The organism is Streptomyces aurantiacus, from assembly GCF_001418335.1.
Lineage (GTDB): Bacteria > Actinomycetota > Actinomycetes > Streptomycetales > Streptomycetaceae > Streptomyces > Streptomyces aurantiacus.
This window is the reverse complement of sequence record NZ_LIPP01000193.1, coordinates 1-13,514: the sequence shown is the minus strand read 5'-3', so window position 1 is coordinate 13,514 and position 13,514 is coordinate 1. Positions and strand designations below refer to the sequence as shown.

The following is a 13,514-nucleotide window of genomic DNA, read 5'->3' as shown; positions in this document are numbered from 1 at the left end:
CGTCCACCCATGTGATCACATGGGCCCGGCCACCGGGAACCCGAGGGTTCCAGTGTGTCGACGACCGGTTCGCAGGGCTACTCCCCTTCGCTGTAACTCAGTGTACAGGGCATCTGTGCAGGCCTCATCCGAGCGCCGAGCGCCGAGCGCGTGGGCGGGCGCCTCCGTCAGGTCGACTGACGCTTCACGAGCTCCGTCGGCAGGATCACCGCGGCCGGATCGTCCCCGCCGATCTGCGCGATCAGCACCCGCACCATTTCGGAGCTGATGCGGTCGTAGGGCTGGCGGATCGTCGTGAGTTCCGGGCTCGACGCGACCGCCGCCGAGGAGTCGTCGAAGCCGCCCACCGCGACGTCCCCGGGCACGCTCCGGCCCGCCCGGTGCAGCGTGCTCAGCACACCCTGCGCCATCAGGTCGGAGGCCACGAAGACCGCGTCCATGTCCGGCGCCCGCTCCAGGAGGAGCTCGGCGCCCGCCTCGCCGCTGGCCCGGCTGTAGTCGCCGGACGCGACAAGACGCTCGTCCAGGTCGATGCCCGCCTCGGTGAGCACCTCCCGGTAGCCGGCCAGGCGCTCGACACCGCCGGGGGTGTCCAGCGGGCCGGTCACCATCCCCACCCGGCGCCGGCCCAGTGACACCAGGTGGCGCACCATGTCGCGGGCGCCGTCCCGGTCGTCCGCGGCCACGTAACTGATCTTGGAGCCGACTCCGATGGGCTTGCCGCACATGACGAGCGGCACGCCGGCGTCGCGCAGTTGCTCGGCCACCGGGTCGCCGGAGTGGCTGGAGACCAGCAGCACCCCGTCGACGTGACCCGCCGTGATGTACCGCGTGATACGGCGCCGTTCGTCCTCGGTGCCCGCCAGCATCAGCAGCAACGGGATGTCGTGCGCCGCGAGCGCCTGCGTACAACCGCGCAGCAGGACATTGAAGTTGGGGTCCTCGAAGAACCTCTCCTGCGGCTCGGTGAGCAGGAAGCCGATCGAGTCCGAGCGGCCGGTGATCAGTGAGCGGGCGTGCCGGTTCACGACGTAACCCGTCCTGCGGATGGCGGCGTTGACCGCCTCCTGGGCGGTGGGGCTCACATAGTGCCCGCCGTTGAGGACGCGCGACACGGTCCCTCGTGAGACTCCCGCCTCGCGCGCGACGTCGTGAATGGTCGGCGGCCGGCGCCGGCCCCCCGATTGGCTCATGGTCACGACTTTACGGCCCCTGAGAGGAGATCGAGACTCCAGAACCGCTGGACGACCAGGAAGAGCGCGACGAGCGGGACGACCGCGAGCAGCGCGCCGGTGACGACCAGCGTGTAGAGGGCCGGGGTGTTGGAGCCCTGTTCGAGAAGCGTGAACAGACCCAGGGTGATCGGGAACTTCTCGTCGTCGCTGAGCATGATGTACGGCAGCAGGAAGTTGTTCCACACCGCCACGAACTGGAACAGGAAGACCGTCACCAGGCCGGGCACCATCATCGGCAGCGCGATCCGCGTGAAGATCCGCAGCTCGCTCGCCCCGTCCATCCGCCCCGCCTCGACGACATCGGTGGGCACGGCCGCGGCGGAGTAGATCCGCGCGAGATACACGCCGTACGGGGACAGGATCAGCGGCAGCAGGACGGACGCGTACGAATCCGTGAGGTCGGCCTCGGCCATGAGGAGGTACTGCGGGATCGCGAGGATCACTGGCGGCATCAGCACGCCCGCCAACAGGATGTTGAAGACGGTCTCGCGGCCGCGGAAGCGGTAGATCGCGAGGGCGTACCCGCTGAACGCCGAGACGGCCGTCGACAGAAGGGCGCCGAGGCCCGCGTAGAGCGCGGAGTTGCCCATCCACTTCCAGTACACGCCGTCGCGGTAGGCGTTCAGGTCCTTGATGTTGTCGGTGAAGCCGGTGCCCGGCAGGAACGTGAACGTCGAGAACAGTTCGCTGCCCGACTTGGTCGCCGCGATCACCACCCACGCCACCGGCAGCAGACAGTAGACCGCGCCGATCAGCAGGGTCACCGTCGGGACCAAGGCGATCCGGCGGCGCCGCGGCGGCCCCTGAGCGGTGCCGGGCGTCGTCCCGGCGGCCGGGGCCGCCTTGCGGACGGCGAGAGAACTCATTGTGCTGCCTCCTGCTTGGTACGGGAGTTCGCGGCCCGCAGGAAGCCGAAGGACAGGGCCAGCGTGACCAGGGCGATGATCACCGCGGTCGCCGCGGCGGAGTGGATGTCGCCCTTGCCGAAGGCGTCCTGGTACACCTTCATCAGCGGACTCCAGGTCGTGGAGACGGAGTTGGTGAGAGGCTTGAGCGTGGTCGGCTCGCTGAACACCTGGAGTGTCGCGATGATCGAGAAGAAGAAGGTGAGCACCAGCGAGGGCACCACCATCGGGATCTTGATCCTGAGCGCGGTCTGCAGCGGGGTGGCGCCGTCCAGCTTCGCCGCCTCGTGCACCTCGGCCGGGATGGCCCGCAGCGACGTATAGATGACGATCATGTTGAAGCCGGTGCCGCCCCACACCGCGATGTTGGACAGCGCGACATACAGCGGCCCGCCGTCCAGCAGGTCCGGCTGCGGCATGCCCAGCTTGTCGAGGACGAAGTAGAAGGGACTGACGTCCGGCAGATAGAGGAAGCCCCAGAGCATCGCCGCGACGACGCCCGGAATGGCGTACGGCAGGAAGATCGCGAGCCGGGTGACCGGCGCGAGACGTACCCGGTCGGTGTCGAGCATCAGCGCGAAGAGCAGGGCGAGCCCGAGCATCACCGGGACCACGATGGCGCCGTACCCGAGCACGCGCAGCGCCCCGTCGAGCAGTTCGGAGTCGGTGAGGGAGTCGGTGTAGTTCTCCAGGCCGGCCCAGACCTCGGTCCGGGCACCCGAGCCCAGACCCAACCCCTTGACCTGGACCTTGTGCAGGCTGAGCCACACCGCGTAGCCGATGGGCAGCGCGAAGAAGAGCGCGAACAGGATCGTCGCGGGGAGGAGGAAGACGTAGGGGGCGCTGCGCGCTCGCCCGACGGTGCGGGTGGAAGTGGCGGACGGGCGGGCGTACGAGGCCCCCTCGACCCCGTACGCCTTCCGGCGTGCGCTTGTCACTCCGCGACCTCGAAGCCCTGCTTCTCCAGGTCGGCGACGGTGTCGTCCTGCATCTTCTTCAGGGCGCCGCCGAAGTCCGACTTGTTCTTGGCGGCCGAGCCGAAGGCGTCCCGGAACGTGGTGTACGCGACGTTCACGTTCGGGCCCCACGCGGAGGGCGCGGTGTTCTTCGCGATGGCGGCGGCCCGCGTGTAGAAGTCCGGCTGGTTCGAGAAGTACGCCGGCGGCTCGGCGAAGGCGTCACTGGTCTGCGCGGTCGTGGCGGCAGGGTAGATGCCGCCCTCCTTCGCGAGCGCGGTCAGTGCCTCGGGGTCCGTGTTCAGCCAGGTGGCGAACTTCGCGGCGGCCGACCTGTGCGTCGAGTCCGTGGTGACGGCCGTGGACGAACCGCCCCAGCTGCCCGTGACGTTCTCGGTGGCGGACCACTGCGGCAGCGGGGTCATCGCCCACTTGCCCTTGGTGTCGGGCGCGGCGGTGGTGAGGGTGCCGGGCGCCCAGACCGCGCTCACCCAGGCGATCTGCTTGCCGGTGTTCAACGCCTTGTTCCAGGCGGGCGTGTACATCGGCTGGTTGTCGATGGCACCCTCCTTGACGAGCCCGCCCCAGAAGTCGGCGACCTTGCGCGACGCCGTGTCGTCGATGCCGACCTTCCAGGTGTCGCCCTCGGTGGTCCACCACTTGGCGCCGGCCTGCTGGGCGAGACCGGCGAAGAGCCCGGAGTCGTTGGCGGAGAAGGTGGTCAGGTCCGTGCCCGGCGACTTCTTCTTCAGGGCGCGGGCGGTCTCGGCGAACTGCTCCCAGGTCTGAGGGACGTCGAGGCCGTACTTCTTGAACAGGTCCTGGCGGTAGTAGAACATCATCGGCCCGGAGTCCTGCGGGATCGCGTACACCGCGTCCGAGCCCAGCGTGGTCTGCTGCCAGACACCCTCGGCGAACTTGTCCTTCACGCCGTCCACGTCGTCGGCTATGTCGGCGAGCGCGTCATTGCTGACCAGCGTAGGCAGGGCCTGGTACTCGGCCTGGACCAGGTCCGGGGCCTTCTTGGCCTTGTGCGCCGTGAGGATCTTGGTGATCAGTGTGTCGCCGGACGCCTGCTTCTTGACCGTGACCTGGATCCGGTCCTTCTTGCCCTGGCCCTTGTTCCAGATGTCGGCGACCTTGTCCATGCCCGGTGCCCAGGCCCAGTACGTCAGCGAGACCGGGCCCGAGCCGGCCCCGTCGTCTTCGTCGGAGCCGTCGTCCGAGGACCCGCAGGCGGCAAGAGCGGAGGCGCCGAGCGTGACGGCGACCGAGATGGTCACGAGGCGACGCAGCTTCGTGTGTGGCATGGATGTATCTCCCTGACCGTGGCCTCCGCCTGCTGCGGATGCCTGCCATGCTTCTGTGAGCGTTCACAGTAGAGAAACATCCAGGACACTTGTCAATGGTTGTAGCTGTGCGGTTATGTTGGCCTCGCGCCGTCGGCGCTGTGTGTGCACGTTCCCAAATGATCGAATTACTGGGAGACATTCCATGCCGGAGACCACCCCCAAGGGCCTCACCGGGCTCGCCTTCGGTGGGGACTACAACCCCGAGCAGTGGCCCGAGGCCGTCTGGCCCGAGGACGTCCGGCTGATGCGCGAGGCCGGCGTCACGATGGTCAGCGTCGGCATCTTCTCCTGGGCACTCCTTGAGCCCTCGCCGGGCGCTTACGACTTCGGCTGGCTCGACCGGTTGCTGGACCTGCTGCACGAGAACGGCATACGCGCCGACCTCGGCACACCGACCGTGGCACCGCCGGCCTGGTTCTACCGCGAACACCCCGAGGCGCTGCCCGTGGCCGCCGACGGCACCCGCTACGAGTTCGGCTCACGCGGCGCCATCTGCCACAGCGACCCGCACTACCGGTCGGCCGCCGCGAACATCACCACTCAGCTCGCCACCCGCTACGCCGAGCACCCCGCGCTCGCCCTGTGGCACGTCCACAACGAGTACGGCGTCCCGGTCTCGGCCTGCTACTGCGACAGCTGTGCCGCACACTTCCGCCGCTGGCTCACGAAGGCGTACGGGACGGTCGACGCGGTCAACGAGGCCTGGGGCACGGCCTTCTGGGGCCAGCGGTACGCGGACCTCGACCAGATCAACCCGCCCAGGCTGACCCCGACGGTCGGCAACCCGGCCCAGGCCCTCGACTACAAGCGGTTCGCCGACGCCACCATGCGCGAGAACTTCGTGGCCGAGCGGGACATCCTGCACCGCCTGGCGCCCGGCGTCCCGGTCACCACGAACTTCATGACCGCCCTCAGCCAGTGCGACTCCGTCGACTACTGGGCGTGGGGCCGCGAGGTCGACCTCGTCAGCAACGACCACTACCTGATCACCGACGGCCGCCGTACGCAGGTGAACCTCGCGATGGCCGCCGACCTCACCCGTTCCGTGGCGGGCGGCGCCCCCTGGCTGCTGCTCGAACACTCCACGTCGGGCGTCAACTGGCAGACCCGCAACCCCGCGAAGGCACCGGGCCAGATGGCCCGCAACTCCCTCGGGCATGTGGCCCGGGGCTCCGACGGCGCGATGTTCTTCCAGTGGCGGCAGTCACGGCGCGGCGCGGAGAAGTTCCACTCGGCGATGCTGCCGCACGCCGGCACGGACTCGCGCGTCTGGCGCGAGGTGGTCGAACTCGGCGCGTCCCTCGACTCGTTGAGCCCGGTCCGCGGCACCCGCACCCGGGCCGACGCCGCCGTCCTGTGGGACTGGCACTCCTGGTGGGCGCAGAACCTGCAGTGGCGCCCGAGCGAGGACCACGATCCGCGTGAGCGCGCCGACGCCTTCTACGAGGCGCTCTACGACCGCCACCTAACCGTCGACTTCGCCCACCCGGAAGCCGACCTGTCGGCCTACCCCCTGGTCGTCGTGCCGGCCCTCTACCTGATGACCGAGGCCGCAGGGCTGAACCTCAAGGAGTACGTCGAGCGCGGCGGCACGCTCGTCGTCTCGTACTTCTCCGGCATCGTCGACGAACACGACGCCGTGCACGACGGCCCGTACCCCGGCCCGCTGCGCGACGTACTGGGCCTGACGGTCGAGGAGTTCTCGCCGCTCCTCGCGGGCGACCAGGTGCGGATCACCGGCCCCGACGGCTCCGAACTGGCCGGTGACGTATGGACCGAGTTCGTGGTGCCGCGCGGCGCCGAGACCGTGTGGACGTACGCCGACGGGCTCGCCGCGGGCCGTCCGGCGGTCACCCGGCACCGCCTCGGCGAGGGCTCGGCCTGGTACGTGTCCACGCGGCTCGGAGCCCAGGGGCTGGACGCCCTGATCGGCTGGGCCGCCGACGACGCGCGGATCGCGCCGCGTGCCGATCTGCCGCGGGATGTCGAAGTGGTGCGGCGGGTGGGGGAGTCGGGCACGTTCCTCTTCGTCGTCAACCACTCCGGTGCCGAGGTCAAGGTGCCGCTCGACGCGCATGGCACGGAGTTGCTCGCAGGTGAGCGGGTCGCGGGGCGGCTGGCGGTGCCGGCGGGTGCCGTACGGGTCGTACGGCTCGACGACTGACTGGGCCGGGCCTGATGATTTTCGCCCCCGCCGCCCCTACCCATTCCCGTCACGTACTCGGGGGCGCTGCCCCCGAACCCCCGCTCCTCAGACGCCGGAGGGGCTAAAGATTTAGCCCGTCCGGCGTTTGAGGACGAGCGCGTCAGCGCGACAGCGGGGGTCTGGGGGCGCAGCCCCCAGGGTCGGGACGGGAAGGGGCGGCGGGGGCGAAGAACCAATCCCCATTCACCGCACGTCGAAGGGACAACGGACGACGATGTTCCATCCCAGACGCACACTCAAGGCCCTGCTGCTGCCGCTGGCAGCCGGGCTCGCCCTCACCCTGCTGCCCGCGCAGAGCGCCCACGCGGCAAGCACCCTCACCAACCCCGGCTTCGAATCGGACGCCACCGGCCCGGCCGCCCCGGCCGGCTGGTCCACCTACTCGGCGGGCGGCCAGAGCGCCGCCTCCTTCACCGAGTCCGGTGGCCGCAGCGGGAGTTACCGGCTCACGCATTACTCGGCCTCCGCGTACAAGGTGGAGACGTATCAGTACCTCTCCGGTCTCACCAACGGCACGTACAAGCTCACCGCCTGGGTGCGTTCGGGCGGCGGCCAGAACTCCGCGTACCTCGCGCTCAAGAACTGCGGGAGTGCGGAGCAACGCACCGACATCCCCGTCGAGTCCAGCGGATGGATCCGCATCGTCGCCTCCGTCGCGGTGACGAACAACCAGTGCACGATCAGCGTCAACTCCGACGCCGGGGCGGGCAACTGGATCAACGTCGACGACCTGACCTTCACGGCCGGCTCGACAGGGCTGGCCATCAAGGGGTCCGACGTGTCGTCACTCGTCAAGAGCGAGGCCAAGGGCGGTGTCTACAAGAACAGCTCCGGCACGACCGGTGACGCCCTCACGATCCTCAAGTCCGCAGGCCAGAACTACGCCCGCCTCAAGGTGTGGGTGAACCCCGCCGACGGCTACAACAACAAGACGCGCGTCCTCGCCGCCGCCAAGCGCGTCAAGGCGCAGGGCATGAAACTCCTCGTCGACTTCCACTACTCGGACACCTGGGCCGACCCGGGCGTCCAGACCAAGCCCGCGGCCTGGGCCGGGCACTCCTACGGTCAGCTCAAGACCGACGTCTACCACCACACGTACGACGTGCTGAACGCCCTGAAGGCCCAGGGCACCACGGCCGACATGGTGCAGGTCGGCAACGAGATCAACGGCGGCATGCTCTGGAACGAGGGCTCCACCTCGAACTGGCCGCAGCTCGCCGGGCTGCTCAACTCGGGCTACGACGCGGTCAAGGCGGTCGACTCCGGTACGACCGTGGCGCTGCACCTCGCCCAGGGCGGCGACCTGGCGGGCACCCGCTGGTGGTTCGACAGCGCGGTGTCGAACGGCGTGAAGTTCGACGTCATCGGCCTGTCCTACTACGGCTACTGGCACGGCACGCTCGCCGCCTTCCAGACGACCCTGGACGACGCGGCGTCCCGCTACGGCAAGCCGGTGTACGTTGCCGAGACGGCCTATCCCTTCCGGCTGGACAGCAAGGACCCGACGGAGAACATCATCGACCTCGCGAGCGAACTCGTCCCCGGCTACGCCGCCTCGACGGTCGGCCAGACGCAGTGGATGAAGGACGTGGCGAGCATCGTGGAGGCCGTCCCGAACGGCCGCGGCCTCGGCATCTTCTACTGGGAGTCCACCTGGACCGCGGTGACCGGAAACGGCTGGGACCCGACGGACCCCTCGTCGGGCAACGGCTGGGAGAACCAGGCCCTGTTCGGCTACGACGCCAAGGCCCTGCCGGCGATGGCGTGGTTCAGCCACCGGTGACGGTCTGAAGTTTCGGCCGGGGGTGTGCCGGAAGCGGGTCCCGCTTCCGGCACACCCCCGACTTCTCCGCCCTGTGCGCCCTGTGCGTCACTCCCGCCAGAACGGCTCGCGCAGCTTGAACTTCTGCAGCTTCCCGGTCGCCGTACGCGGCAGCGACTCCACGAAGTCGACCCGCTTGGGTGTCTTGAATCCGGCGAGCCGCCCGCGGCAGTGGGCGATCAACTCCTCGGCGGTGACCCCTGATCCGTCCGTCACCACGAGCGCGGTCACCAGCTCACCCCACTTGGCGTCCGGAATGCCGATCACCGCGACCTCGCGCACCGCGGGGTGCGAGGTGATCACGTCCTCCACCTCGATCGACGAGACGTTCTCGCCGCCGGAGATGATGACGTCCTTCTTCCGGTCGGAGATCACCAAGTAACCCTCGTCGTCGAGGTATCCGCCGTCCCCGGTGTGGAACCAGCCGCCCGCCTGGGCCTTCGCCGTCTCCTCGGGCTGGTCCCAGTAGCCTTCGAGGTTGTGGTTCGACGCGGTCAGCACCTCCCCGTCCACGTCCACGTCCACGCGTACGCCGAGAGCGGGCGCGCCGGCCCGGCCGAGCCTGCGGGCGCGCTCGGCGGGCTCCAGGCCGTCCCACTCCGCGCGGCCGCGGTTGACCGTGACGAGCGGTGAGGTCTCGGTGAGCCCGTAGATCTGGATGAACTCCCAGCCCAGTTCGCCCATCACGCGCTCGATCGTGCGGGTCGGGGGAGGCGCGCCCGCGCAGACGATACGGACCCGGTCGCGGCCGGGGATCTCGCCCTCCCAGTCGGCGGCGGCGTCGAGCACGGCGTTCAGGACGGCGGGCGCCGCGCACATCAGGGTGACTCCGTGCCGCTCGACACGGCGCAGGATCTCGGCCCCGTCGATCTGGCGGAGCACGATGTGCCGGCCGCCGACCCCCGTGACGCCGTACGGCATGCCCCAGCCGTTGGCGTGGAACATCGGGAGTGTGTGCAGATAGACGTCACGGTCGCTGATCGTGGTGTGCAGACCGAACACGGCCGAGTTCAGCCACAGATTGCGGTGGGTGAGCTGAACTCCCTTGGGACGGGCGGTCGTTCCGGACGTGTAGTTGACGCTGGCCGTCGCGCCCTCGTCCGGCTGCGCCCACTCCCGCGGTTCGACGCCGTGCAGGAAGAGGTCCTCGTCGTCGCCGAGGACGAACGTGTGCTTGACGTCGAGCGTGCCGAGGACGTCCGCGCAGGACGGGTCCGCGTAGACGACCGAGGCGCCGGAGTGCCGGACGATGTAGTCGATCTCCGACCGGGTGAGCCGGAAGTTCACCGGTACGAGGACACGTCCCCAGCCGGAGACGCCGAAGAACGAGGTCAGCAGTCGCGCCGAGTTCTGCGAGATCACGGCGACCCGGCCGCCCACCGGGACGTCCAGTCGGTCGAGCCTGGCCGCCTGCGCGCGGGCCAGCGCCGCCAGCTCCCGGTAGGTGAGTTCACCGAGGCTCGGCCCCGGCTGTTCCGGTTCGTCGACGACGGCGACGCGGTCCGGATAGACATGGGCCGCGCGGTCGAGGAAGTCACGGACGGTCAGCGGGTAGTACACGACAGCACCTCCGGTTCGGTGGTTCCTTCCTACCTCGCGGGGCTGCTTCCGTACCCCCCTCGGACCGTCGACGTGTTGCCGATTGACGCACTGGAAGAGTACTGTCCGCCGCACCTAATCAACATTTTGCCTATCCAGGCATCCGGTGTCGAGTCAAGAGGTGGATGATGCATCCCTTCCGCAAGGCGGTCGAGGACGGCGACCACGCGGCCGTCGTCGACCTGCTCTCCGAGGACGTCGTCTTCACCAGCCCGGTGGTCTTCAAGCCGTACGCCGGAAAGCCGATCACCTCCGCGATCCTGGGCGCCGTCATGCAGGTCTTCGAGGACTTCCGCTACGTCCGGGAGATCGCGGACCCCGACGGCCGCGACCTCGCCCTCGTCTTCGAGGCACGTGTGGGGGACCGCTCCATCCAGGGCTGCGACTTCCTGCACTTCGACGAGAACGGCCGTATCGACGACTTCACCGTCATGGTCCGCCCCCTGTCGGCGGCCCAGGCGCTCCAGGTGGAGATGGCGGCCCGCTTCGAGGCCGTCTCCAAGGCCGCCTCCGAGCCCGCCTCCGAGGAGGCGGCGGGCGCGTCCTGACCGCCGGGAGTTAGCCTGATCTCCTGCCCCGACCAGGAGACCCGCACCCATGACCGACCCCCGCCCGGAGACGGTGGACGAACCCGTGGCACTCCGCGCTCCCGTCCCGTGGTCGACGGTGTGGCGGGGGCAGGGGCCGGTCGTCGCGGTGGTCGCGGTGGGCGGCGCCGCCGGCGCGTCGGCGCGCTACGGGGCCGCGCTGCTCTGGCCCGCGCAGCCGGGCGCCTTCCCGTGGACGACGTTCTGGGTCAACGTCGTCGGGTGCTTCGTGATCGGCGTCTTCATGGTCCTGATCACCGGGGTGTGGGCGGCCCACCGGCTGGTCCGCCCCTTCTTCGGCACCGGGGTGCTCGGCGGCTTCACCACCTTCTCGACGTACGCCGTCGACATCCAGCGGCTGCTGGACGAGGGCCGCCCCCTCACCGCCCTCGCCTACCTCGCGGCCACCCTCGTGACGGCGCTCGCCGCAGTGTGGGCGGCCGTGACGCTGACGCGCCGGGTGTCGGCCCGGTGGAGCCGCTGATGCCGTCGTGAACTGGCTGTTGGTGATCGTCGGAGGCATGGTCGGCGCACCCCTGCGCCATCTCACCGACCGCGCGGTGCGGTCCCGGTCCGACGCCACCTTTCCCTGGGGCACCTTCACCGTGAACGTCGTCGGCTGTCTGATCCTCGGCACCCTGACCGGCGCCGCCACGGCGGGAGCGGCCTCGTCGCACCTCCAACTGCTGCTCGGCACGGGCCTGTGCGGGGCGCTGAGTACGTACTCGACGTTCTCGTACGAGACGCTGCGGCTGGCCGAGGACGGCGCCCGTTTCCACGCCGCCGTGAACGCGGTCGCGAGCGTGGTCGCGGGTCTGGGGGCGGCGTTCGCGGGGGTCGCGGCGGCCGACGCGCTCTGGGCATGACCGCCGACCTGCTCAGGGGCCACGCGCGTCCTTGACAGTACGTCCCCGTGCCGCGCAGGATCAGCCCGTGAACCTGTCAGACAGCCAGACAGCCGTCGGTCGGGCAGCCGGCTCCATGCCGAGGCGTATCAGCGCCATGGAGGCCGTGCTCGGGCATCTTCGTGGTGCCATCGAGCGCGGTGAGTACGCCGTGGGGGACAAGCTGCCCTCCGAGGCCGAGCTGTGCCGACGGCTGGAGGTCAGCAGGCCCGTGCTGCGGGAGGCCCTGCGCGCCCTGCAGACCATGGGACTGACCGTGTCCCGGACCGGAAAGGGAACGTTCGTCGTGTCGGCCGGACCCGTCGCGGACCCCACTTTCGGCGACTACACGGCCAGTGACCTGATGGAGGTCCGCCGGCACGTCGAGATCCCGGTGGCCGGATACGCCGCTGCGCGCCGGACTCCCGAGGACCTCGACCACCTCACCCACCTCCTCGACCGGATGGAGCACGAACGGGACACCACCGTGTGGGTGGCCATGGACACGCTCTTCCACCTCGCCGTGGCACAGGCCGCCCAGAACCCGGTCTTCCGCCGCGTGATCGAGGAGATCCGGGACGCGCTGGCCCACCAGTCGGCGTTCCTCGACGGACTCGGCGGCCGTCGCGAACAGTCCGACCGCGAACACCGCGCCATCGTCGAGGCCCTCGTCGACGGCAGTGCACCCGACGCGACCGAGGTCATGACACACCACCTCGACCGCGTCGGGACGACCCTCGCCGCGATCGTGCGCCCCGGCCGCACCGACCACGCGGATACCCCCACGGAAGACGGAGCCCAGGCATGAGCGAGCAGCCCCTCGAAGAGCGGACCGGGCAGACCCGGAAAAGCCCCGACACCCCTTCGGAACCCGGGAGTTCGCTCGCCGCCGCGCCCTCCGTCCGGGAACCGTCGCACGCGCCCGTCGCCCATCTCGTACGCGGCGGAGTCATCGAAGGCGTCCACTACGGCTCGGTGGTGGTGCTGGCCGCCGACGGGAGCGTGGAGCTGCGGATCGGCGACATCGAGGCGGCCTTCTACCCGCGTTCGGCGCTCAAGCCGGTGCAGGCGGTGGCCATGCTGCGGGCCGGGCTGCCGCTCGAAGGCGACCTGCTCTCCCTGGCCGCCGCCAGCCACTCAGGCGAGGAACGCCATCTCGCCGGCGCCCGGCGGATCCTTGAACTGGCCGGACTCACCGAGGACGACCTGCGCAACGTCCCCGACCTGCCCTACGGCCCGGTCGTCCGGGAGGACTGGATCCGCGCCGGGCGGCTGCCGTCGAGGCTCGCGCAGAACTGCTCGGGCAAGCACGCGGCGATGCTCTGCACGACGAGGCTGAACGGCTGGTCGCTCGACGACTACCTCGACCCCGCGCACCCGCTCCAACAGGTGATCGCGGAGACCGTCGAGGACCTGACCGGGCAGGCCGTCGCGCGGGTCACGGTCGACGGATGCGGTGCCCCGCTGTTCGCCGTCTCGCTGCACGGCCTCGCACGGGCGGTCGCACGGATCACGACGGCGCCGCCCGGCACGCCCGAAGCGCGGGTGGCCGACGCGATGCGGGAGCACGCCGAGATGGCGTCGGGGTCCGGCCGGGACGTCGCCGCGCTGATGCGGGCCGTACCGGGGCTGCTCAGCAAGGACGGCTTCGAGGGTGTGCAGGTCGCTGCGCTGCCGGACGGCAGGGCCGTCGCCGTGAAGATCGCCGACGGGGCGGACCGGGCGCGGGTACCGGTCACCGCGGCGGCCCTCGCCCGCTGCGGCGTCGACCCGGCGGCGCTCACCGCGTTCGGCGGGGCGCCGCTTCTGGGGGGTGGCGCGGTGGTCGGACACATCCGGCCGACCGGGGCGCTGGCCCCGCTCACGGGCCGGCCGACCTAGGGAATCCGCGTGTCGTTCGGCTGCGGGTGAGTGGGGGCCGGCCGCGCAGTTCCCCGCGCCCCTGATGGGTGGGTGGGGGCTGAGCGC

The 13,514-nt window shown here is 70.1% G+C and carries 12 protein-coding genes; 7 read left to right on the top strand and 5 right to left on the bottom strand.

From position 1 onward, the window contains the following. Positions 1 to 167 precede the first annotated feature (167 nt). From AOK01_RS24570 to AOK01_RS24555, 4 genes are read right to left on the bottom strand one after another with little or no spacing between them, the layout of a single operon-like run. Entirely contained in the window at positions 168 to 1,199 is a 1,032-nt protein-coding gene (locus AOK01_RS24570) for a LacI family DNA-binding transcriptional regulator (protein WP_055515250.1), read from the bottom strand. Then, positions 1,196 to 2,101: a carbohydrate ABC transporter permease gene (locus AOK01_RS24565; RefSeq protein WP_055515248.1), complete on the bottom strand. Its 906-nt coding sequence runs from the start codon at positions 2,099 to 2,101 to the stop codon at positions 1,196 to 1,198. Before AOK01_RS24565 ends, AOK01_RS24570 begins: the two co-directional genes overlap by 4 nt. Beyond that, a complete protein-coding gene (locus AOK01_RS24560) occupies positions 2,098 to 3,078 on the bottom strand; it encodes a carbohydrate ABC transporter permease (RefSeq protein WP_055515246.1) in 981 nt (326 codons plus the stop codon). Before AOK01_RS24560 ends, AOK01_RS24565 begins: the two co-directional genes overlap by 4 nt. Beyond that, on the bottom strand, positions 3,075 to 4,406 hold the full coding sequence (locus AOK01_RS24555; RefSeq protein ID WP_055515244.1) for an extracellular solute-binding protein: 1,332 nt from the start codon (positions 4,404 to 4,406) through the stop codon (positions 3,075 to 3,077). Before AOK01_RS24555 ends, AOK01_RS24560 begins: the two co-directional genes overlap by 4 nt. A 184-nt stretch (positions 4,407 to 4,590) precedes the next feature. Here AOK01_RS24555 and AOK01_RS24550 point away from each other — a divergent pair, with 184 nt between their 5' ends. Then, a complete protein-coding gene (locus AOK01_RS24550; protein ID WP_055515242.1) occupies positions 4,591 to 6,612 on the top strand; it encodes a beta-galactosidase in 2,022 nt (673 codons plus the stop codon). 256 nt (positions 6,613 to 6,868) lie between these two features. Continuing rightward, positions 6,869 to 8,437, top strand: a complete 1,569-nt coding sequence (locus AOK01_RS24545) for a glycoside hydrolase family 53 protein (RefSeq protein ID WP_055515240.1) — start codon at positions 6,869 to 6,871, stop codon at positions 8,435 to 8,437. Positions 8,438 to 8,524: 87 nt separating this feature from the next. On the opposite strand, the gene AOK01_RS24540 is transcribed toward AOK01_RS24545, so the two are convergent. Continuing rightward, positions 8,525 to 10,036 carry an AMP-binding protein gene (locus AOK01_RS24540; protein ID WP_055515238.1) on the bottom strand — a complete coding sequence of 504 codons (1,512 nt, stop codon included), beginning with the start codon at positions 10,034 to 10,036 and terminating at the stop codon, positions 8,525 to 8,527. 167 nt (positions 10,037 to 10,203) lie between these two features. Here AOK01_RS24540 and AOK01_RS24535 point away from each other — a divergent pair, with 167 nt between their 5' ends. The 5 genes from AOK01_RS24535 to AOK01_RS24515 all read left to right on the top strand — a co-directional run bounded on the left by AOK01_RS24535 (position 10,204) and on the right by AOK01_RS24515 (position 13,427). Continuing rightward, complete coding sequence (locus AOK01_RS24535) at positions 10,204 to 10,623, top strand: nuclear transport factor 2 family protein (RefSeq protein ID WP_055515272.1); 420 nt, start codon at positions 10,204 to 10,206, stop codon at positions 10,621 to 10,623. A 49-nt stretch (positions 10,624 to 10,672) separates the two neighbouring features. Further along, positions 10,673 to 11,146 (top strand): fluoride efflux transporter CrcB, encoded by a 474-nt coding sequence (gene crcB / locus AOK01_RS24530; protein ID WP_055515236.1) that lies wholly within the window; start codon positions 10,673 to 10,675, stop codon positions 11,144 to 11,146. A 7-nt stretch (positions 11,147 to 11,153) separates the two neighbouring features. Continuing rightward, positions 11,154 to 11,528, top strand: a complete 375-nt coding sequence (gene crcB / locus AOK01_RS24525) for a fluoride efflux transporter CrcB (protein ID WP_055515234.1) — start codon at positions 11,154 to 11,156, stop codon at positions 11,526 to 11,528. A 136-nt stretch (positions 11,529 to 11,664) separates the two neighbouring features. Further along, complete coding sequence (locus AOK01_RS24520) at positions 11,665 to 12,354, top strand: FadR/GntR family transcriptional regulator (RefSeq protein WP_055515232.1); 690 nt, start codon at positions 11,665 to 11,667, stop codon at positions 12,352 to 12,354. After that, positions 12,351 to 13,427 (top strand): asparaginase, encoded by a 1,077-nt coding sequence (locus AOK01_RS24515; RefSeq protein WP_079103707.1) that lies wholly within the window; start codon positions 12,351 to 12,353, stop codon positions 13,425 to 13,427. The genes AOK01_RS24520 and AOK01_RS24515 overlap by 4 nt, the downstream gene beginning before the upstream one ends. The last annotated feature ends 87 nt before the right edge of the window (positions 13,428 to 13,514 follow it).

Excerpts from the sequence above, each read along its gene's own strand:
- AOK01_RS24535 (WP_055515272.1), top strand. The coding sequence starts at position 10,204 with ATGCATCCCTTCCGCAAGGCGGTCGAGGACGGCGACCACGCGGCCGTC.
- AOK01_RS24555 (WP_055515244.1), bottom strand. The coding sequence starts at position 4,406 with ATGCCACACACGAAGCTGCGTCGCCTCGTGACCATCTCGGTCGCCGTC.
- AOK01_RS24550 (WP_055515242.1), top strand. The coding sequence starts at position 4,591 with ATGCCGGAGACCACCCCCAAGGGCCTCACCGGGCTCGCCTTCGGTGGG.
- AOK01_RS24520 (WP_055515232.1), top strand. The coding sequence starts at position 11,665 with ATGGAGGCCGTGCTCGGGCATCTTCGTGGTGCCATCGAGCGCGGTGAG.
- crcB (WP_055515236.1), top strand. The coding sequence starts at position 10,673 with ATGACCGACCCCCGCCCGGAGACGGTGGACGAACCCGTGGCACTCCGC.
- AOK01_RS24515 (WP_079103707.1), top strand. The coding sequence starts at position 12,351 with ATGAGCGAGCAGCCCCTCGAAGAGCGGACCGGGCAGACCCGGAAAAGC.
- AOK01_RS24565 (WP_055515248.1), bottom strand. The coding sequence starts at position 2,101 with ATGAGTTCTCTCGCCGTCCGCAAGGCGGCCCCGGCCGCCGGGACGACG.
- AOK01_RS24545 (WP_055515240.1), top strand. The coding sequence starts at position 6,869 with ATGTTCCATCCCAGACGCACACTCAAGGCCCTGCTGCTGCCGCTGGCA.